Source organism: Cupriavidus sp. WGlv3 (genome assembly GCF_023952475.1).
Lineage (GTDB): Bacteria > Pseudomonadota > Gammaproteobacteria > Burkholderiales > Burkholderiaceae > Cupriavidus > Cupriavidus phytorum.
Map to the genome: position 1 here is coordinate 389501 of NZ_JALHRX010000001.1, position 19024 is coordinate 408524.

The window sequence follows — 19024 nt, forward strand, 5'->3', positions numbered from 1 at the left end:
AAACCGTCATTCTAGCGCTGCCGCAGGCTCTATAATCCGCGGCGGAAATACCCCTGCCCTGCCGAGCCCCGCCGATGCCCTCTACCGCCACGCCCGCCCGCGACCATGCCACCCATGCCACTCCCGACGTCGCCGTCATCGGCGGCGGCCCGGCCGGGCTGATGGCGGCCGAAGTGCTGGCGGCGCACGGCGCCAGCGTCGCGGTCTATGACGCCATGCCGTCGGTCGGGCGCAAGTTCCTGATGGCCGGCAAGGGTGGCATGAACCTGACCCATGCCGAGCCGGAGCCGGCCTTCCTGGGCCGCTACGGCGCGCGCACCGGGCAACTGGCACCAATGCTGGCTGACTTCGGCGCGCAGGCGCTGCGCGACTGGGTGCATGGGCTGGGCATCGAGACCTTCGTCGGCAGCTCCGGCCGCGTCTTCCCGACCGACATGAAAGCCGCGCCGATGCTGCGCGCGTGGCTGCACCGGCTGCGCGAGTCCGGCGTGCAGTTCCATATGCGCCATCGCTGGCTGGGCTGGGACGATGGAGACGGCGCCCCGCATGCGCTGCGCTTTGCCACGCCGCACGGCGACACGGTCGTGCGCGCACGCGCCGTGGTGCTGGCGCTGGGGGGTGCCAGCTGGGCCAGGCTGGGTTCCGATGGCGCATGGGTGCCGCACCTGGCCGAGCGCGGCGTCGAGATCGCGCCGCTGCGTCCGGCAAATTGCGGGTTCGACGTGGCATGGAGCGAGGACTTTGTCGCGCGCTTTGCCGGCGCGCCGGTCAAGCCGGTGGCAATCGCGCTGAATGACCGTGACGGGCACGCGCACTACCGCCAGGGCGAATTCGTGATCAGCCGCGACGGCATCGAAGGCAGCCTGGTCTACGCGCTGTCCGCACCGATCCGCGACCGCATCGAAGCCGATGGCGAGGCCACCATCCACCTAGACCTGCTGCCGTCGCACAGCGCCGAACAGGTCAGTGCGCAGGTCGAGCATCCGCGCGGCTCGCGTTCGCTGTCCAGCCACCTGCAGAGCCGGCTCGGCATTACCGGTGTCAAGGCCGGCCTGCTGCGCGAATGCCTGTCGCGCGAGGCCATGCTCGATCCCGGCACGCTGGCCGTGTCACTGAAGGCGCTGCCGTTGCGCGTGCTGCGCCCGCGCCCGATCGACGAGGTCATCAGCAGCGCCGGCGGCGTGCGCTTCGAAGCGATGGATGCCAGCCTGATGCTGCGCGCGCTGCCCGGCGTGTTCTGCGCGGGCGAGATGCTGGACTGGGAAGCGCCGACCGGCGGCTACCTGCTGACGGCCTGCTTCGCCAGCGGCCGCACGGCGGCGCTGGGGGCCGCGGCTTATCTCAGGACACAGGCTTAAACCGCCCTGCCACCAACGATGCTCAGCGCCACCGCCTCGGCCACTTCGATCCCATCGATGGCCGCGGAGTAGATGCCGCCCGCATAGCCCGCGCCCTCGCCCGCCGGGTACAGGCCCTTGACGTTGATGCTCTGGTAGTCGTCGTGATTGCGGCGGATGCGCAGCGGCGACGAGGTGCGCGTCTCGACCCCGGTCAGCACCGCGTCGTGCAGCGCAAAACCCGGCAGCTTCTTGTCGATCTCGGGAATGCCCTCGCGGATTGCCTCGATCACGTAGTCGGGCAGCGACGTGCTCAGGTCGGTCGGGGTCACGCCCGGCTTGTAGGAAGGCTCGACCGAGCCCAGCGACGTCGACGCGCGGCCGGCGATAAAGTCGCCGACCAGCTGGCCCGGCGCGTTGTAGTTGCGGCCGCCCAGCTCGAACGCGCGTTCTTCCCACTTGCGCTGGAACTCGATGCCGGCCAGCGGGCCGCCCGGGTAATCTTCGGGCGTGATGCCGACCACGATGCCGGCATTGGCATTGCGCTCGGCGCGCCTATACTGGCTCATGCCGTTGGTCACCACGCGGCCCGGCTCCGAGGCCGCGGCCACCACGGTGCCGCCCGGGCACATGCAGAAGCTGTACACCGAACGGCCATTGCTGCAGTGATGCACCACCTTGTAGTCGGCCGCGCCCAGCAGCTTGTTGCCGGCGAACTTGCCGAAGCGGCTGCGGTTGATCAGCCCCTGCGGATGCTCGATGCGGAAGCCCAGCGAGAACGGCTTGGCCTCCATGAACACGCCGCGCTCGTGCAGCATCTGGAAGGTGTCGCGCGCGCTGTGGCCCACCGCCATGATGACGTGGTCGGCCTCGAGGTATTCGCCGTTGGACAGCTTCAGGCCGCGCACCCGGCCGCCATCGATTTCGATATCGTCGACGCGGGTCTCGAAGCGGATCTCGCCGCCCAGCTCGATGATCTCGGCGCGCATCTTCTCGACCATGCTCACCAGCCGGAAGGTGCCGATATGCGGGCGCGCCTTGAACAGGATGTCTTCCGGCGCGCCGGCCCGCACGAACTCGTCGAGCACCTTGCGGCCATAGTGCTTGGGGTCCTTGATCTGGCTGTACAGCTTGCCGTCCGAGAAGGTGCCGGCACCGCCTTCGCCGAACTGCACGTTCGACTCGGGATTGAGCACGCTCTTGCGCCACAGGCCGAAGGTGTCCTTGGTGCGCTCGCGCACCGCCTTGCCGCGCTCCAGGATGATGGGGCGGAAGCCCGACTGCGCCAGGATCAGGCCGGCCAGCAGGCCGCACGGGCCCATGCCGATCACCACCGGGCGCGGATACGTGCCGCCCTGCGGCGCGCGCGCGACGAAGTGGTACGCCATGTCGGGCGTCACGCTCCAGTTCGGCTTGCCGGCCATGCGATGGATGGCCGCGGCCTCGTCGCGCACCTCGATATCGATGATGTAGGTCAGCTTGATATCCGAACGCTTGCGCGCATCGTGGGCACGGCGGAATACGGTATAGCCGATCAGGCCGTCTCCCTTGACGCCGATCTGCGCGGCACCGGCGCGCACGGCGGCGTCGAGGTCGCTTTCGGTATGGTCGAGCGGGAGTTTGACTTCACTTAGACGTAGCATGGGGAACCCGGGAACTGCGGCCGGGGGGTTGGGCACACCAATGTGCCAGGCCGGCCGGAGCGCAATTTTATCGCCTTTGGCGCGCCGGGTCGGGAATCCGCAGCGGAGCAGGCCGGGCGGCCGGTCGCGGACGGTGCCAGCGCAGCGCCAGCCGCGCCCGCAACCGTGCCAGCCAACCCGGCGGCACCGTGACAGACAAGGCGCCGCCCCGGCTCGCCGACACCGTCAGCCAGCCCCGCGCTGGAACGATCCAGGTGTCGCCCGCGCGCAGGCGCTGTTGCGGCATGTGGCAGTGGCCGGCGAGCCATTGCATCGGCCCGGCCAGCGCCATCTCGCCGGTGGCGACGTGCAGCACGGTTCCGGCCGCTACATGCAGCCGCAGGGCATGGCCGGCCGGCAGTGGCATCACGGTCGGGGTGTAGTCGAGATCGCCTGGCATGGCAGGACTCCGGTAGCTGGCACAGGACTCCAGCGTATCGACCGGCTGCCGCGCGCGGCAGGCACACGACCTCACCGCCGCGACCGGAACAGCGACCAGGATTTCCCCCTGTTACGATACAGAGCCCCCGCCTCTGTATCTGTACCGATACGGCCAACCGCGCCACGATGCCGCCATGGATACCGCCCCACTCTATCGCCAGCTTGCCGGCCATTACCGTCGCGCCATCGACTCCGGCACGCTCGCCGCCGGCGACCGCATGCCGTCGGTGCGCGCGCTGATGGCGCTGCACGGCGTGAGCCTGTCGACGGCGCTCCAGGCATGCCGGCAACTGGAAAGCGACGGCCTGCTCGAAGCACGGCCACGCTCGGGCTACTTCGTGGCCGCGCCGCGGCGCGCGGCGCTGGCCGCGCTGTCCGAGCCCGCCGCCGCGCTGCCCGACCCGGCCCAGTACGTCGGCATCCACCAGCGCATTTCCGGCCTGCTCGCGCGCGGCCAGCATGAGCACGTCCACACCAACCTGGGCGGCGCCTACTGCGCGCCCTCGCTATACCCGACCGAGGCCCTGCGCAGTGCCGCGGCGCGCGCGCTGCGCCGGCATCCGCAGCTGTTCGGCGAGGGCGTCGAGCCCGACGGCTACCAGCCGCTGCGCGCCGCGATCGCACGGCAGGCCCTGCACAACCGCGTGCAGCTGGCCCCGGAGCAGATCGTCATCACCAACGGCTGCACCGAGGCGCTGAACCTGGCGCTGCGCGCGGTGGCGGGCCCCGGCGATGTGATCGCGGTGGAGTCCCCCACGTACTATGGGCTGCTGCAGATCCTGGAGAGCCTGGGCATGCGCGCGCTGGAAATCCCGTGCAGCCCGCAGACCGGGATCTCGCTCGAGGCGCTGGAGCTGGCCGCGCAGCACTACGACAACATCCGCGCGGTCGCGGTGGTGCCGAACCTGCAGAACCCGCTCGGCTGCATCATGCCCGACGCGCACAAGGCGCGGCTGGTGCAATGGTGCGAGGCGCGCGGCATCGCGCTGATCGAGGACGACTGCTTTTCCGCCACCGCCGACAGCGACGCGCCGCCGGCCGCGGCCAAGGCCTGGGACGGCAGCGGCAACGTGATCCACTGCGCTTCGCTGCACAAGGTGCTGGCGCCCGGCATGCGGCTGGGCTGGATCGCCGCGGGCAAATGGCAGGCGCGTGTCGAGATGCTGAAGTTCGGGCTGTCGCGGCCCAACGAGATGCTGTCGCAGATGGCGGCAGCCGATTTCCTGGCATCGGGCGCGCATGACCGCCACCTGCGCCGGCTGCGCACGCGGCTGCGCGCGCAGCGCGAATGGTTCACGCAGGCCATCGCCGCCGGCTTTCCGGCCGGCACGCGGCTGGGCGCGCCGCGCGGCGGCATGCACCTGTGGGTGGAGCTGCCCGCGCAGGTCTCGTCCGAGGCGGTGTTCGACCAGGCGCTGCAAGCCGGCATCCGCGTGATGCCGGGCGTGATGTTCTCCAACGCCGGGCGCTTCGACCACTGCCTGCGCATCAACTGCGGCGCCCCGCGCTCGGCGCAGATCGAGCGCGCGCTCGGCACGCTCGCCGCGATCGTGCAGCGGCTGGCGGGCTGAGCGATGCGCAGAGTGGCGCCCGGGGTTCGTGCCGGTGCCACGCCGATTTGCAACAACCCTCCCTTTTTGCCGGCGCCTCGCCTATCCTAATGCGCTGGTGTACAGGCGCCTGTCCGGCTGGTCCCCGGAGGCCCGATCGCATCGGTTGCACGGCCGCCGCGCACCTTCACAACAAGAACAAGGAGAATGGCCTTGACCAGTACATCCGTGGCGCCGTCCGCCGGCCAGGGTAGCGGCGACCCTGCCCGCAACCTTCCCGACGATTACCAGGCCCTGTTCCAGCTGGCACCCGTTTCGCTGTGGCTGGAAGACTTCAGCGCGGTGCGCGAGTGCTTCGCGCAGTGGCGGCAGCAGGGCATCACCGACGTGCGCGCGCACCTGCGCGCCGACCCGCGGCGGGTGGCGCAGTGTTCCGCACTGATCCGCGTGATCGCGGTGAACCGGCGCACGCTGGAGCTGTTCCGCGCGGCCGACCTCGACGACCTGGTGGCCAACCTCGACACCGTGTTCCGCGACGACATGTTCGAGCAGCATGTCGAAGAACTTGGCCAGCTGTGGGACGGCGCCAACGGCTTTGCCAGCCAGACCGTCAACTACGCGCTGGACGGCACGCGGCTCGACATCCAGCTGGAAGCCACGGTGATGCCGGGCCACGAACAGAGCTGGGAGCGCGTGCTGCTGTCGATCAAGGACATCACCCCGCGCCTGCGCGCCGAGCGCGAGCTGCGCCGCAGCGAGCAGTATGCGCTGGGCCTGTTCGAGCATTCGCCGGTGTCGCTGTGGGTCGAGGACTTCAGCGCGGTCAAGGTGCTGATCGACGAGGTGCGCGCCGCCGGTATCACGGACTTCCGCACCTTCCTCAACGTCCATCCCGACTTTGTCTCGCGCTGCATGCAGGAAATCCGCGTGCTCGACGTCAACCAGCAGACCCTGCTGATGTTCGGCGCGGACAGCAAGGCCACGCTGCTGTCGCGGCTCGGCGACGTGTTCCGCGACGACATGCGCATCCACTTTGCCGAGCAGCTGATCGACCTGTGGCACGGCCGGCTGTGGCAGCAGCGCGAGGTCATCAACTACGCGCTCGACGGCCGCGCCGTCGACGTGTTCATGCAGTGGTCGGTGTTCCCGGGGCGCGAAGCGGACTGGGACCAGGTGCTGGTGTCGCTGACCGATATCACGGCGCGCAAGAAGGCCGAGGCCTATGTCGAGTTCCTTGGCAAGCATGACGTGCTGACCAAGCTCTACAACCGCGCCTACTATGAGGACGAACTGGCGCGGCTGGGGCGCAAGGGCCCGTGGCCGGTCAGCGTGGTGGCGGTCGACCTGAACGGGCTCAAGGCCGTCAACGACCAGTTCGGCCACGCCGATGGCGACAGCCTGCTGCGCCGCACCGGCGAGGTGCTGAAGAAAGCGGTGGGCGAGCAGGCCTGCGTGGCGCGCACCGGCGGCGACGAGTTCATGGTGCTGCTGCCCGGCCGTGACGAGCGCGGCGCCGCCACCGTGGTCGAGCAGATCGACAAGGTGGTGGAGCTGAACAACCAGTTCTACCCCGGCACGCGGCTCAGCTTCTCCATCGGCCACGCCACCTGCCAGTCAGGCGAACGCCTCGGCGATATCGTCAAGCTGGCCGACAGCCGCATGTACCAGGCCAAGCGCGACCACTATGCCGCGCTCGCCAACGAACGCCGCCGGGACTGAGGGCCGGGCGCTTCAGGACTATGCTTCAGCCCGGCGTGCACTCGCCGCGCATCAGCGCCCATTCCTCGCACTGCTTGCCCGACGGGAAGGTGCAGATGCCGGTCTGGCCAGCCGGCGTCGACACGATCTGCAGCTTGCCGCCGCGCTGCGCGCAGTTGACCGAGGCAGGGTTGGCCATGCCGATGGCGGCGCCGGTGCTGGCCGGGCTAGCGGGGCGCTCGGCGGGCGTGGTGGTGCAGGCGGCCGCGGCAAGGCTGGCGGCCAGCCAAAGGGCTACGGGAAGAAAGCGCATCGGCATCTCCGGCAGGAAACAGGTCTGCAAAACGAAAGAGCCGGCTGGCGCCGGCTCTCTTGCTGCTTACAGGTAGACGATCAAACCCACGCCCAGCACGATCAGGCCGAACTTGGCCACGTAGTACAGCTGGCGGTTCCACGCCTTGAAGCGGCGGCGATACTGGCCGCCCAGCCAGACAAAGCGGAACAGGCGGTTGATCATGCCGGTCTGGTCGTGCTCGTCGTTGGGCGAGCTGGCCGCGGTCATGACCTTGCGGCCCATCCAGTGGTTGAATTTCGCGGCCCAGCCGTAGCGCATCGGGCGCTCGATATCGCAGAACAGGATCAGCCGGTTGGCGTCGCTGCGGTTCTCGGCCCAGTGCAGGTAGGTCTCGTCGAACACCACGCCCTCGCCGTCGCGCCAGCTGTGGCGCTCGCCGTCGACCTCGATATAGCAGCGGTCATCATTCGGCGTGGCCAGGCCCAGGTGATAGCGCAGCGAGCCGGCAAACGGGTCGCGGTGCGGATTGAGCTTGCCACCGGGCGGCAGCTCGGCGAACATCGCCGCCTTGACCGTGGGCAGTTCGCGCAGCAGCGCCACGGTCTTGGGGCACAGCTGTTCGGCCGACGGATGCTGGGCCTCGTACCACTTCAGGTAGAAGCGCTTCCAGCCGTACTTGAAGAAGGAATTGAAGCCGGCGTCGTCGTTCTTGTCGGCGGCCTTGATCTTGCGCATCGCCGCCAGGGCCAGGCCTTCATCGCGGATCTCCGGCCAGGCGGCGCGCAGCTTTTCCAGGTCGGGGAAATTGTCGACCGGGATGTACGGGGTACGCGGCACGCCCGAGAACGCGTACATGAAGCAATTGATCGGGGCCACCAGGGCCGAATGGTCCAGCAGCTGGCGCCACAGGCGCAGGCGCACCTTGCCGCGGAAGTGCACATACAGGATGGCACCGAGGTAGCCCGCGACGATTATCCACTTGATCACCGAAATCCTCCTGGTCAGCCGTCTCCGCCGCATGGCGCGGCCCGGCTGGGCGAAAACCCGTATTTTAGCGAAACGGCGGAGGCACCGCAGCTTGCGCCGGCTGCGGCACGCGCCGGGCCGGCGCACGTGCCGGCCAGCGGCGAATCAGGCGTCGCCGCGCGACTGGCGGGCGATGCGCTCGATCAGCGCGCGCGCGTCGTCGGGCTGGCCCTGCAGCGTCAGCAGGCGCGCGTTGAGCACGAGGTTCTCCAGCACCAGCTTGGCGGTCGAGGCCCACATCGTGGCCAGCAGCGCTTCCACTGGCAGGCCGGACGCTTCGAGCTCGCTGGAGCGCTCGGCGATCAGGCGGCAGGCCAGCCGGCGCAGCGCGGCGTCGTCGAACGGCAGGTCGGCGTAGTCGATCGGGTCTTCCTTCTCGACTTCCGTCATCAGTTGCAGCAGGGTGTCTTCGGTCATGGGCAGACTCCTGGCGGGGGGACGTCACACTACACGCAGAAAGCCATTGGCATAGCCTACCATCACGTCGGCCATGCGGTCGCTGCGGCCCAGGCACCACGCCTCCCATGCCGCCACCGCGGGCCGTTGCCAGATGTGCAGTCGCTGCAACCGAAGCTAATGCAGCGCGCGCCGGCTTGTCAATCGACAAGCCGGCGCGCGCTGGTCAGGCTGGCGGGAGTGCGGGCTTCAGAGCGCCGGCGGCTGGCGGCGGAAGCCGACGCCAAAGCGGTTCCACGCGTTGATGGCCGAGATCAGCAGCGTCAGGTCGGCCATCTCTTTTTCCGAGAACTGCTCGCGCAGCGCCTGGTAGTCCGCATCCGGTGCCTGGCTTTGCGGCAGCAGCGTCAGCGCCTCGGTCCACGCCAGCGCGGCGCGCTCGCGCGGGGTGAACCAGCCCACTTCACGCCAGGCCGGCAGCAGGTTCAGGCGGCGCTCGCTTTCGCCGTGCTTGCGCGCGTCGGTCACGTGCATGTCCAGGCAGAAGGCGCAGCCGTTGATCTGCGAAGCGCGGATCTTGACCAGTTCCTTCAGCGTGGTTTCCAGCGAGCAGCGCGCCAGGTAGACCTCGACGCCGACCATTGCCTTGTAGGCGTCGGGAGCCACGTCTTGCCAGTTCATCCGTTCTTCCATGATCGATCTCCGGTTGGGTTCAGTTGGATTCAGCGGGCGCTGTGGCAGCGCCGACGGAATGAAAGATAGCCGCGCACATTGGCCCCGTACACTGCCAATTTCCGGCAGAATCAGTAGACCAATCGAGATCGACGCCATCCGCCATGGAACTGCACCTGGCCCTGGACCATGCCGGCGACCTGACCGCGCAGATCGTCCACCACATCCGCGACGCGATCCAGGGCGGCCGGCTCGAAGCCGGCGCGCGCATGCCGCCCTCGCGCCTGCTCGGCACGCAACTGGGCGTGGCGCGCAAGACCGTGACCACCGCCTATGAGCGGCTGGTGGCGGAAGGCTGGCTGCACGCGCGCGTCGGCGACGGCACCTATGTCGCGCCGGGGCTGGCGCGGCCGGCGGTGCGTATCGCCGCGGCGCCGGTGCTGCCGCCGGCGGTGCAGCGCTGGCTGGCCGTGCCGACTCCGTTCCTGGGGCCAACGGGCGGCGCCCGCTATGCCTTCCAGCCCGGGCAGGCCGATACCACCCGCTTTCCGCATGAAGCCTGGTCGCGCTGCGTACGCGCGGCGCTCACGGCTGAGCGCACACGTGCGCCCGGCCCGGCCGATCCTGCCGGCGAGATGCCGCTGCGCCAGGCGATCGCGCGCCATATCGCCTTTACCCGCGGCGTGCAGAGCGCGCCGACCGACATCCTCGTCACCAGCGGCGCGCAGCAGGGCATCGACCTGCTGGCCCGGCTGCTGCTCGGGCCGGGCGCGGTGGTGGCGATCGAGGACCCCGGCTATCCGATGGCACGCGCCTTGTTCCAGGGCCTTGGCGCGCGCGTCGTGCCGGTGCCGGTCGACGACGAAGGCCTGGTAGTGGTAGCGCTGCCCAACGACGCCACCCTGGTCTATGTCACGCCCTCGCACCAGTCGCCGCTGGGCGTGCCGATGAGCCTGGCGCGGCGCCAGGCCCTGCTCGACTGGGCCGCGCGCCGCCATGCGGTGATCCTGGAAGATGACTACGACAGCGAGTTCCGCTACGGCGGCCAGGCGCTGGATGCGCTGCAGACGCTGGACCGGCACGGCCGCGTGGTCTACCTGGGCACGTTCTCCAAGACCCTGGCGGCCAACCTGCGGGGCGGCTATGTGGTGGTACCGCCGTGGCTGATGCCGGCGGCGCGCAAGGTCAAGCACCTGATGGACTGGTACACGCCGACGCTGCTGCAGCAGGCGCTGGCGCGCTTCCTGTCCGAGGGTCACCTGCTGCGCCATATCCGGCGTTCGCACGCGCGCCATGCCCAGCGTCGCGCGCGCTTGCTGGCACGGCTGCAGGGCGACCTGTCACCGTGGCTGGAGCCGCTGCCGGCGGTGGCCGGCTTCCACCTGGCGGCACGGCTGCGGGTGCCGGTCGCCACCGAGGCGCTGGTGTCGATGGCGCGGCTGGCGGACCTGGAACTGGCCACGCTGGACCCGTGCTATGCCAGTCCGCCAGCCAGTTGCGCCGGGCTGCTGCTTGGCTTCGGCGCGATCGATCTGCTGGATATCGACCCTGCCCTGGACCGGCTGGCGATGGTACTCTCTGCCTTGGCTCCCACCCCGCCGCGCCCCGCGTGATGCGGCCGGCACCGGGAGACGCCAGCCACGCACGGCAAGCGGGTGACACACCTGCGACATGGCGCCTCAGTCATGCTTGCCGGGCGAATTTGCTGTGAACAAAACGGATGTACGAAAGTCTCATTCGCACTTCCAAACAACCCGAGTCGCGTTCATGACCAAGCGTTTGTTGTCCGCCATGCGTCAGTACGCATGGTTTGCAGGGGTGAAGCACCATGTCGTGCAGGGCGTCGAAGCCCTGGCCGAGTTGCTCAAGTCCCCTTCCGCCGCGGCGCGCGCCGTCGCGGCCATCGTTGCCGAAACCGAGCAGGGCGTACAGGTCTGGGTCTCGTACTTCGGCAAGCCGCTGGACCCGCACACCAACTATGTGCTGTGGCCGAACCGGGCGTTGCGTCCGGCGCGGCGGCGCATCCAGGCCTCCCCCATCGAGCTGTTGCAGAACCAGCGACGGCGCGACGACTAGTTGCCCCGCGCAGGCCATTCCGGGCAGGCGGCGCCTTCACTACAATGGTTGGGGTATGCCGTCATCGACAAGGAGCCGACATGTCCGAACCGCTACACGACGAAGCGCTGGTCAATCTCTACCTGGAACGCATCTCGGCCCTGTCGGTCAGCGCCTTCGATGGTGCCGACGTCAGCGGCGAACTCGATGCGGTGATGCGCGAAGCCGTGACCAGCTGCCAGGCCGCCGGCGGGCCGCAGGCACAGGGAACGCTGACGGTGCTCGCCGCGCGCTTGCGCGATCGCGCCGATGCCGCCGATCGCGAAGACCAGCCGCTGGTGCGCGATACCTTCAGGCTTGCGGCGGAACGCGTGCCGGCCTGACGCTCAGGCGCTGCAAGTCCATGCGTGCACTGGCCGCATTGTCATCGATGTCAAAACACTAAGGGAATCCGGCCGGTCGGCCTGCGGAACAACGCTTGAGGAATTGCGGCGGTTGCCGCGGATGGCTGCTGCCAGGCGTTGGTTGCGGGGGCAGGACTTGAACCTGCGACCTTCGGGTTATGAGCCCGACGAGCTGCCAACTGCTCCACCCCGCGTCTGAAGGAGATGGATTATGGGTGATCCGCCGGCGCATGGCAAGCACTATTTGCGTCGGCGCATCAAATTGTTCTCCGCCGCGGGCAAATCGATACATCACAACGTGATATAAACCGCTGCGCGCGATGGCTTGCCGCGCTTATTCAGCAGGCCCCAGCAGGCGATCAACCAGCGCATAGCCGGCGCCGAAGGCGGCCACCTCGGCCGCATGGCGCGTGGCGAACTGCTGCGGCCCGCTGGCGAGCAGTTCGGTATCGCCCGCATCGGCCGGATCGGCACCTTCCTGCGATACGCGTACTTCATAGCCCCAGCGGCCGATGCTGTCCTGCCCCTGCGGCGACACCAGGACGTAGACGTCCATGCCGCGATATGCCTCGACGCGCCAGTCTGCGTTTTCCATGCGCCCGACTCCCGATCCGTGATGGTTCTTCGAGACTAGGAGGCGCCACGCGCGACCGCAAGGCATAACGCGAGCGCGCGGCAAGACGGCACGCACACTTGAGCGGCAAAGAAAAAGGGCTTCCGTTTCCGGAAGCCCTTTTTCTTTCTGCATAGGTGGCGCGGCTGGCAGGATTCGAACCCACGACCCCTTGGTTCGTAGCCAAGTACTCTATCCAACTGAGCTACAGCCGCACGCGAGAAAAAGATTATAACCGAGTTTTCGTTTTTGTGAAGCCCCCTTCCAACTTTTTTGTGATCTTTATTGGGTCGGGTCGATGCGGCCCGCCCCCGGGGCAGCCTGCCAGCAGGCTTTTCCTATAATGGCAGACTGAAGAAGTGATCCGGACCATGAACAAGGCATTTGTTAAAGAGTCCTCGGGCGACGAGGACGACGATCTTCCCGAAGGCGCAGCACCGCTCCCACCCGGCACCAAGAACTACATCACCGCGGACGGCTATGCGCGCCTGCGCGATGAGCTGATGCACCTGATCGATGTCGAGCGGCCCGACGTGGTGCAGATCGTCTCGTGGGCGGCGTCCAATGGCGACCGCTCCGAGAATGGCGACTATCTCTATGGCAAGAAACGCCTGCGCGAGATCGACCGCCGCATCCGCTTCCTGACGCGCCGCCTGGACAAGGCCGAAGTGGTCGACCCGTCCCTGCAGGGCGACAACGACCAGATCTTCTTTGGCGCCACCGTCACCTACGCGCACGCCTCGGGCGAAGAAACCACCATCACCATCGTCGGCATGGACGAGGTCGACCTCGACCACAACCACGTCAGCTGGATTTCGCCGATCGCCAAGGCGCTGCTCAAGGCGCGCGAAGGCGACACCGTGGCGTTGCGCACGCCGGCCGGCGTCGAGCAGATCGATATCCTGGAAGTCCGCTACCCGGCGCGCAAGCAGTAAGCCGGCGCCGGCGCTTCAATTGTCGTTGCGGTCGCGGAAGATGCGGATGACGTCGGGGTTGCGGCGCAGCCCGCGCATCACGTTGGCCAGGTGCAGGCGGTTCTGCACCTGGATGATGAACTGCATGTAGGTGGCTTCCTGCTGGCCGGCGTCCTGCTGTTCCATCGCCACGTGGGCAACGTTGGCGTCGGCGGCGGTCAGGTCCGCCGCGACGCGCGCGACGATGCCCTTGACGTTGCGCACCATCACCTTGATCGACACATCGAAGGCGCGCGTGGTCTTCTTGGCCCACATGACCTCGATCCAGTGCTCCGGATCCTTGCTGTGCAGGCGCTTGGCGATCTTGCAGTCCTGCACGTGGATCTGCAGCCCTTCGCCCTTGCCCAGGTATCCGACGATGGAATCGCCCGGAATCGGGCGGCAGCACGCCGAGAAGATGATCGACATGCCCTCGTCGCCGGTGATCGGCACCGCGGGCGCTTCCTCGCCGGCAAAGGTCTGCACCGCCGCCAGCAGCGCGCTGTCGACATCGCCGGACAGCTCCTGCAGCAGGATCTCCATGCGCTTGGCCACCACCGCCGGCACGCGCCGGCCCAGCGCCAGGTCGGCGAAGATGTCTTCGCGCTGCTTGTTGCCGGTCCACTGGATCATGCGGTCCCACACCGACTGCGGCACCGCCTTCAGCTCGATGCCGAGCTGGCGCGCCGACTGCTCCAGCAGGCGCTCGCCCAGCTGGATCGCCTCGTCCAGCTTGGTGGTCTTCAGGTAGTGGCGGATCGCCGCGCGCGCCTTGCCGGTGCGCACGAACGACAGCCACGCCGGATTCGGCTTGGAGTACGGCGCCGTCACCACCTCGACGATGTCGCCGCTCTTGAGCTCGGTGCGCAGCGGCAGCATCTCGTTGTTGATCTTGACCGCGACGCACTGGTTGCCCAGGTCGCTGTGCACCGCGTAGGCAAAGTCCAGCGCGGTGGCGCCGCGCGGCAGCGCGCGGATATGGCCCTTGGGCGTGAACACGTAGACCGCGTCCGGGAACAGGTCGATCTTGACGTGCTCGAGGAATTCCTGCGAATCGCCGGTCTGGCTCTGGATATCGAGCAGCGACTGCAGCCACTGGTGCGCCTGCTGCTGGATATCGTTGGCGTGGTCGGCCTGGTGCTTGTACATCCAGTGCGCGGCCACGCCGGCCTCGGCGATCTGGTGCATGTCGCGCGTGCGGATCTGGAACTCCACCGGCGTGCCGAACGGCCCCACCAGCGTGGTGTGCAGCGACTGGTAGCCGTTGATCTTGGGGATCGCGATGTAGTCCTTGAACTTGCCCGGCATCGGCTTGTACAGCCCATGCAGCGCGCCCATCGCCATGTAGCAGTGCATCTGCGTTTCCACCACCACGCGGAAACCGTACACGTCCAGCACCTGCGAGAACGACAGCTGCTTGTCGTGCATCTTGCGGTAGATGCTGTACAGCGTCTTCTCGCGCCCGGACAGCTCGGCGACGATGCCGGCATCGGCCAGCCCCTTCTGCGCGGCCTCGAGGATGCGCTTGACCACTTCGCGCCGGTTGCCGCGCGCGGCCTTGACCGCTTTTTCGAGCGTGGCGTAACGGAACGGCGAGCCGACCTTGAACGACAGCTCCTGCAGCTCGCGGTAGATCGTGTTGAGACCGAGACGGTGCGCGATCGGCGCATAGATCTCCATGGTCTCGAGCGCGATGCGGCGGCGCTTCTCCGGCGGCACGAAGTCGAGCGTGCGCATGTTGTGCGTACGGTCGGCCAGTTTCACCAGGATCACGCGCACGTCGCGCGCCATCGCCAGCAGCATCTTGCGGAAGCTCTCCGCCTGCGCCTGCTCGCGGCTCTGGAATTCGAGCTTGTCCAGCTTGGTCAGGCCATCGACCAGTTCGGCGACCTTGGGGCCGAATTTCTCGGCCAGCTCGCTCTTGGTGATGCCCTGGTCTTCCATCACATCGTGCAGCAGCGCCGCCATGATGGACTGCACGTCCAGCTTCCAGTCCGCGCACAGCTCAGCCACCGCCACCGGATGGGTGATGTAGGGCTCGCCGCTCTGGCGGTACTGGCCCAGGTGGGCCTCGTCGGAAAACTGGAAGGCCTCGCGCACGCGCGCCAGGTCGGGCGCCTTCAGGTACGCGAGCTTCTCCATCAGCCGGGTGATGGAGATGACCTGCTGGCGCGGCGGCACCGCCGGCTGCGAGGTCGGGCCGAAGAAGTGCCGGTATGACTGCGCCAGCACTGCATCGATAAACAGGCTGTCGGCTGCCGGCGGCGCCACTTGCTGCACCGCGGCCAGTTCGTCCTGCACTGCCGCGCCGCGCGCCTTGCCCGGTGCCAGCGCGGGCGCGACGGCGCGCTCGCCGACGACATCGTCGCCGAGCGGATCGGGAAGATTGGGAGCGCCGGTGCGCGCGTTCACGGAAGACTGGCCCGGAATGGTGCGCTTACGCGCCGCGGGCGGGGCCGCATCGCCAGGCGCCGGCACGACGGCGGTCGGCGACGGCTGGGATGGAGGCTTGGAGGGCGGATGCGGCGATGGCATGGCGGCGGCCCGGGAAATCCAGCTGGGGAGCCTGGAACAGTGCTGGCACGATGCAGGGATGAGCCATGGGCCGCCTGGTCGATCAGGTCGGGACCTTTTTCAGCATCTCGATGCCGACCTGGCCCGACGCGATCTCGCGCAGTGCCACCACGGTCGGCTTGTCCTTCGCTTCGACCTTGGGCGTGTGGCCCTGCACCAGCTGGCGCGCACGGTACGTGGCCGCCAGCGCGAGCTCGAAACGATTCGGAATGTGTTTCAGACAATCTTCGACGGTAATACGCGCCATATCAAATCCACCTTGGGACAAAACCTTACGTTGGGTTGCTATTTTACAGCACGCGGCGGGAAACGCCGCCGGCGCCCCGCGCGGCTGTCATCGGCAGGCATCGTTTCAGTGGATGCCAAGCTCGATGAACAGCTCCGCGTGTCGCGCCTTCTGCGAGGAAAAGCGTAGCCGCGTGGCGCTGATGATGTTGCGCAACTGCTCCAGCGCATCGTCGAACACCTCGTTGATGATGACGTAGTCCGACTCCGAGGCGTGGGCCATTTCGCTGCCCGCGGCCAGCAGGCGGCGCACGATCACGTTGGGCTCGTCCTGGCCGCGCTTCTTCAGGCGCTCTTCCAGCGCGGTCAGCGACGGCGGCAGGATGAAGATCTCCACCGCGTTGGAAAAACGCTGGTGCACCTGCTGCGCGCCCTGCCAGTCGATCTCGAGCAGCACGTCGTTGCCTTGCGCCATCTGCTGCTCGATCCACACGCGCGAGGTCGCGTAGTAGTTGCCGTGCACCTCGGCCCATTCCAGGAAGTCGCCGCGGTCGCGCGCGCTGCGGAAGGCGTCGACGGTGACGAAGTGATACTCGCGACCGTCCTCTTCGCCCGGGCGCGGCGCGCGCGTGGTGTGCGAGATCGACAGGCGGATGGCCGGGTCCTGCGCCAGCAGCGCGTTGACCAGCGTCGACTTGCCCGCGCCCGAGGGCGCCACCACCATGAAGAGGTTGCCGGGGTAGACGGTGTCGATGGCGGTGTGGGAGGTCGCGTGGGCGTTCGGATTGGCGGCCGTTGGAGAAGTTGGGCTCATGATGTTTCGGTGACTGTCTTACTCTAGATTCTGGACCTGCTCGCGCATCTGCTCGATCAGCAGCTTGAGCTCCATCGAGGCATCGGCCAGCTCCTTGGCGGCGGCCTTGGAGCCCAGCGTGTTGGCCTCGCGGTTGAGCTCCTGCATCATGAAGTCCAGGCGCTTGCCCACCTGGCCGCCCTTCTTCAGGATATGGCGCGTTTCGTTCAGGTGCGCCTGCAGCCGCGACAGCTCTTCGGCGATATCGATGCGGATGCCGTAGACGGTGGCTTCCTGGCGGATGCGCTCGGCGATCTCGTCGCGGCTCATCGACGGCATGCCGTTGGGCGCGGCCAGGTTGAAGGCCTCCTGCAGGCGCTCGGTCAGCTTTTCCTGGTGATGCGCGATCAGCTGCGGGATGGTCGGGGTCAGGCGCTCGACGATCGCCAGCATGGCGTCGATGCGCTCCGTCAGCGTGGCCTTGAGCGCGTCGCCCTCGCGCCGGCGCGCTTCGAGCAACTGGTCGAGCGCCTCGCGCGCGGCGCCGAGCACGGCCTCGCGCAGCGACTCCTGCGACAGCTCCGGCTCGACCAGCACGCCGGGCCAGCGCAGGATCTCGCCCATGCGCAGGGTGCCGGCGCTGCTGAAGGTGGCGGCCACGGTGGTTTCGAGCGCGCGGATCTGCGCCAGCAGTCCGTCGTTGAGCGCCAGCGTGGCGCCGCCGGCATCGGTGCGCTGCAAATTGATGCGGCATTCCAGCTTGCCGCGCGACAGCTGGGCCATCAGCATCTCGCGCAACGCCGGCTCGAACGCGCGGCACTCCTCGGGGGCCCGGAACAACAGGTCGAGGAAACGCGAATTGACAGTGCGGAATTCCACCGAAACAGACGCGGAGCGCCCGCTGGGCTCGCCCTGCGCGTTGGTCAATGGCGCCTGGCGCGTCGCCAGGCCGTAGCCTGTCATGCTGTGGATCATTGGTTGTTCTCGTGATTGGCGCCGCACCGGCGCGAAGCGGCCGCGGCCTGCCGGTGGACGCCCGCTCGGCCGGCGCGCGGCGCAGCCTGCGGGGGGCGCCCTCAAAACGTTGAAAGGCGGGCAATAACGCCCGTATTTGTGTTCTTTACAAGTGACCGATTAGCCCGGACAATCCGGAGGCAAATCCGCGGGGGCAACTCCGGTCCTATTCCCATGACAGAGCCAAAGGGCACGCCACAACCGAAGAGTGCACCGCTGCCCGTCGGCACGCTGCTGTCCAACTATCGTATTGTAAAGAAGTTGGCCAGCGGGGGGTTCAGTTTCGTCTACCTGGCCACCGACGAGACCGGCGCGCCAGTCGCCATCAAGGAGTACCTGCCGTCGTCGCTGGCGCGGCGCAACCCGGGCGAACTGATCCCCGTGGTGCCCGACGAAAACGCCGCGGCGTTCCGGCTGGGCTTGAAGTACTTTTTCGAAGAGGGCCGCTCGCTGGCCCGCATTTCCCATCCCAGCGTGGTGCGCGTGGTGAACTTCTTCCGCGAGAACGCCACCGTCTACATGGTGATGAACTACGAGCTGGGCAAGACGCTGCAGGAGCATGTGCTGGCGGCCCGGCAGCAGGGGCGCGCCAAGGTGCTGCGCGAGCATTTCATCCGCAAGGTGTTCCACGACCTGATGAGCGGCCTGCGCGAAGTGCATATCCACAAGCTGCTGCACCTCGACATCAAGCCCGGCAACATCTACCTGCGCGAGGACGAGTCGCCGATCCTGCTGGATTTCGGCGCCGCGCGGCAGACCCTGACCATGGAGGCGGCGCGCTTCCAGCCGATGTACACGCCCGGCTTCGCCGCGCCGGAACTGTACGGCAAGCACACTGACCTGGGCCCGTGGACCGACGTCTACAGCCTGGGCGCGACGCTCTACGCCTGCATGGCCGGACTGCCGCCGCAGGAAGCCAACCAGCGCGAGAAGGACGACCGCATGGGCGAGGCGCTGATGCGGCTGCGCAGCAGCTACACCAACGGCCTGGTCGACCTGGTCGAGTGGTGCCTGCGGCTGGAGCCCTCGGGCCGCCCGCAAAGCGTGTTCCGGCTGCAGAAGGAATTGCGCGAACAGACCAACGCGCTGGGCGAACAGGCGCTGGCGCCGCCGACCCAGGCCCCGGCACCCGCCCCCATGCCGCCGGAAAAAGCGCCCGCGACCTCGCGCTTCCTGACGCTGCTGCGCCGGCGGGACGAGCCGGCATCCGGCGCGAGCGTCGACTGAATCACAAACCCGGTCGCGACGCATCCGCGCGCGCGGCCCGGCCATCGAACCCCAAGAAAGCCAACCAGC

20 protein-coding genes and 2 tRNA genes are annotated in these 19024 nt (G+C 68.0%); 8 read left to right on the top strand and 14 right to left on the bottom strand.

The annotated features are described in order from the left end of the window. The first annotated feature begins 74 nt into the window (after positions 1-74). On the top strand, positions 75-1358 hold the full coding sequence (locus tag MKD38_RS01840; RefSeq protein WP_252674396.1) for a TIGR03862 family flavoprotein: 1284 nt from the start codon (positions 75-77) through the stop codon (positions 1356-1358). On the opposite strand, the gene MKD38_RS01845 is transcribed toward MKD38_RS01840, so the two are convergent. Together MKD38_RS01845 and MKD38_RS01850 are read right to left on the bottom strand one after the other, a co-directional pair. Beyond that, positions 1355-2980 (bottom strand): NAD(P)/FAD-dependent oxidoreductase, encoded by a 1626-nt coding sequence (locus MKD38_RS01845; protein ID WP_252674397.1) that lies wholly within the window; start codon positions 2978-2980, stop codon positions 1355-1357. The two genes, MKD38_RS01840 and MKD38_RS01845, sit on opposite strands and share 4 nt — an antisense overlap. A gap of 67 nt (positions 2981-3047) precedes the next feature. Then, entirely contained in the window at positions 3048-3419 is a 372-nt protein-coding gene (locus tag MKD38_RS01850; RefSeq protein WP_252674398.1) for a hypothetical protein, read from the bottom strand. 175 nt (positions 3420-3594) lie between these two features. On the opposite strand from MKD38_RS01850, the gene MKD38_RS01855 reads away from it, so the two are divergent. Both MKD38_RS01855 and MKD38_RS01860 read left to right on the top strand, forming a co-directional pair. Beyond that, positions 3595-5031, top strand: a complete 1437-nt coding sequence (locus MKD38_RS01855) for an aminotransferase-like domain-containing protein (RefSeq protein WP_252674399.1) — start codon at positions 3595-3597, stop codon at positions 5029-5031. Between the two features lie 186 nt (positions 5032-5217). Continuing rightward, positions 5218-6729 carry a sensor domain-containing diguanylate cyclase gene (locus MKD38_RS01860; RefSeq protein WP_252674400.1) on the top strand — a complete coding sequence of 504 codons (1512 nt, stop codon included), beginning with the start codon at positions 5218-5220 and terminating at the stop codon, positions 6727-6729. A gap of 25 nt (positions 6730-6754) precedes the next feature. Here the strand turns inward: MKD38_RS01860 and MKD38_RS01865 are convergent, their stop codons facing one another. The 5 genes from MKD38_RS01865 to MKD38_RS01880 form a co-directional block, all read right to left on the bottom strand. Continuing rightward, positions 6755-7021 carry a putative hemolysin gene (locus MKD38_RS01865; protein ID WP_252674401.1) on the bottom strand — a complete coding sequence of 89 codons (267 nt, stop codon included), beginning with the start codon at positions 7019-7021 and terminating at the stop codon, positions 6755-6757. Between the two features lie 66 nt (positions 7022-7087). Next, positions 7088-7990 carry a lipid A hydroxylase LpxO gene (lpxO, locus tag MKD38_RS01870; protein WP_116294645.1) on the bottom strand — a complete coding sequence of 301 codons (903 nt, stop codon included), beginning with the start codon at positions 7988-7990 and terminating at the stop codon, positions 7088-7090. A gap of 144 nt (positions 7991-8134) precedes the next feature. Further along, complete coding sequence (locus MKD38_RS01875) at positions 8135-8446, bottom strand: hypothetical protein (protein ID WP_111519011.1); 312 nt, start codon at positions 8444-8446, stop codon at positions 8135-8137. Between the two features lie 24 nt (positions 8447-8470). After that, positions 8471-8596, bottom strand: a complete 126-nt coding sequence (locus tag MKD38_RS30995; RefSeq protein ID WP_256504648.1) for a hypothetical protein — start codon at positions 8594-8596, stop codon at positions 8471-8473. 78 nt (positions 8597-8674) lie between these two features. Then, positions 8675-9118 carry a carboxymuconolactone decarboxylase family protein gene (locus tag MKD38_RS01880; RefSeq protein WP_112773496.1) on the bottom strand — a complete coding sequence of 148 codons (444 nt, stop codon included), beginning with the start codon at positions 9116-9118 and terminating at the stop codon, positions 8675-8677. Positions 9119-9261: 143 nt separating this feature from the next. Here MKD38_RS01880 and pdxR point away from each other — a divergent pair, with 143 nt between their 5' ends. The 3 genes from pdxR to MKD38_RS01895 all read left to right on the top strand — a co-directional run bounded on the left by pdxR (position 9262) and on the right by MKD38_RS01895 (position 11535). After that, on the top strand, positions 9262-10710 hold the full coding sequence (gene pdxR / locus MKD38_RS01885; protein ID WP_252674402.1) for a MocR-like pyridoxine biosynthesis transcription factor PdxR: 1449 nt from the start codon (positions 9262-9264) through the stop codon (positions 10708-10710). Between the two features lie 154 nt (positions 10711-10864). Beyond that, the gene (locus MKD38_RS01890) at positions 10865-11173 is read left to right on the top strand and encodes a hypothetical protein (RefSeq protein ID WP_252674403.1); all 309 of its coding nucleotides are present in this window, start codon (positions 10865-10867) and stop codon (positions 11171-11173) included. 80 nt (positions 11174-11253) lie between these two features. Next, positions 11254-11535, top strand: a complete 282-nt coding sequence (locus MKD38_RS01895; RefSeq protein ID WP_252674404.1) for a hypothetical protein — start codon at positions 11254-11256, stop codon at positions 11533-11535. 139 nt (positions 11536-11674) lie between these two features. Here the strand turns inward: MKD38_RS01895 and MKD38_RS01900 are convergent. From MKD38_RS01900 to MKD38_RS01910, 3 genes are all read right to left on the bottom strand, one after another. Next, positions 11675-11750: transfer RNA gene (locus MKD38_RS01900), tRNA-Met, on the bottom strand. A 140-nt stretch (positions 11751-11890) separates the two neighbouring features. Next, positions 11891-12151 carry a hypothetical protein gene (locus MKD38_RS01905; protein WP_115706355.1) on the bottom strand — a complete coding sequence of 87 codons (261 nt, stop codon included), beginning with the start codon at positions 12149-12151 and terminating at the stop codon, positions 11891-11893. A 156-nt stretch (positions 12152-12307) separates the two neighbouring features. After that, positions 12308-12384 (bottom strand) — tRNA-Arg (locus MKD38_RS01910). 156 nt (positions 12385-12540) lie between these two features. Here MKD38_RS01910 and greB point away from each other — a divergent pair. After that, positions 12541-13104 carry a transcription elongation factor GreB gene (gene greB / locus MKD38_RS01915; RefSeq protein ID WP_252674405.1) on the top strand — a complete coding sequence of 188 codons (564 nt, stop codon included), beginning with the start codon at positions 12541-12543 and terminating at the stop codon, positions 13102-13104. A 15-nt stretch (positions 13105-13119) separates the two neighbouring features. Here the strand turns inward: greB and MKD38_RS01920 are convergent, their stop codons facing one another. The 4 genes from MKD38_RS01920 to MKD38_RS01935 form a co-directional block, all read right to left on the bottom strand. Further along, on the bottom strand, positions 13120-15534 hold the full coding sequence (locus tag MKD38_RS01920; protein ID WP_115706580.1) for a RelA/SpoT family protein: 2415 nt from the start codon (positions 15532-15534) through the stop codon (positions 13120-13122). Positions 15535-15739: 205 nt separating this feature from the next. Continuing rightward, the gene (rpoZ, locus tag MKD38_RS01925; protein WP_006578656.1) at positions 15740-15943 is read right to left on the bottom strand and encodes a DNA-directed RNA polymerase subunit omega; all 204 of its coding nucleotides are present in this window, start codon (positions 15941-15943) and stop codon (positions 15740-15742) included. Positions 15944-16048: 105 nt separating this feature from the next. Then, entirely contained in the window at positions 16049-16645 is a 597-nt protein-coding gene (gmk, locus tag MKD38_RS01930; protein ID WP_252674667.1) for a guanylate kinase, read from the bottom strand. A gap of 108 nt (positions 16646-16753) precedes the next feature. After that, on the bottom strand, positions 16754-17689 hold the full coding sequence (locus MKD38_RS01935) for a YicC/YloC family endoribonuclease (RefSeq protein ID WP_252674406.1): 936 nt from the start codon (positions 17687-17689) through the stop codon (positions 16754-16756). A gap of 213 nt (positions 17690-17902) precedes the next feature. Between MKD38_RS01935 and MKD38_RS01940 the strand changes: the two genes are divergently transcribed. Then, complete coding sequence (locus MKD38_RS01940) at positions 17903-18955, top strand: serine/threonine protein kinase (RefSeq protein ID WP_252674407.1); 1053 nt, start codon at positions 17903-17905, stop codon at positions 18953-18955. Positions 18956-19024: the final 69 nt, after the last annotated feature.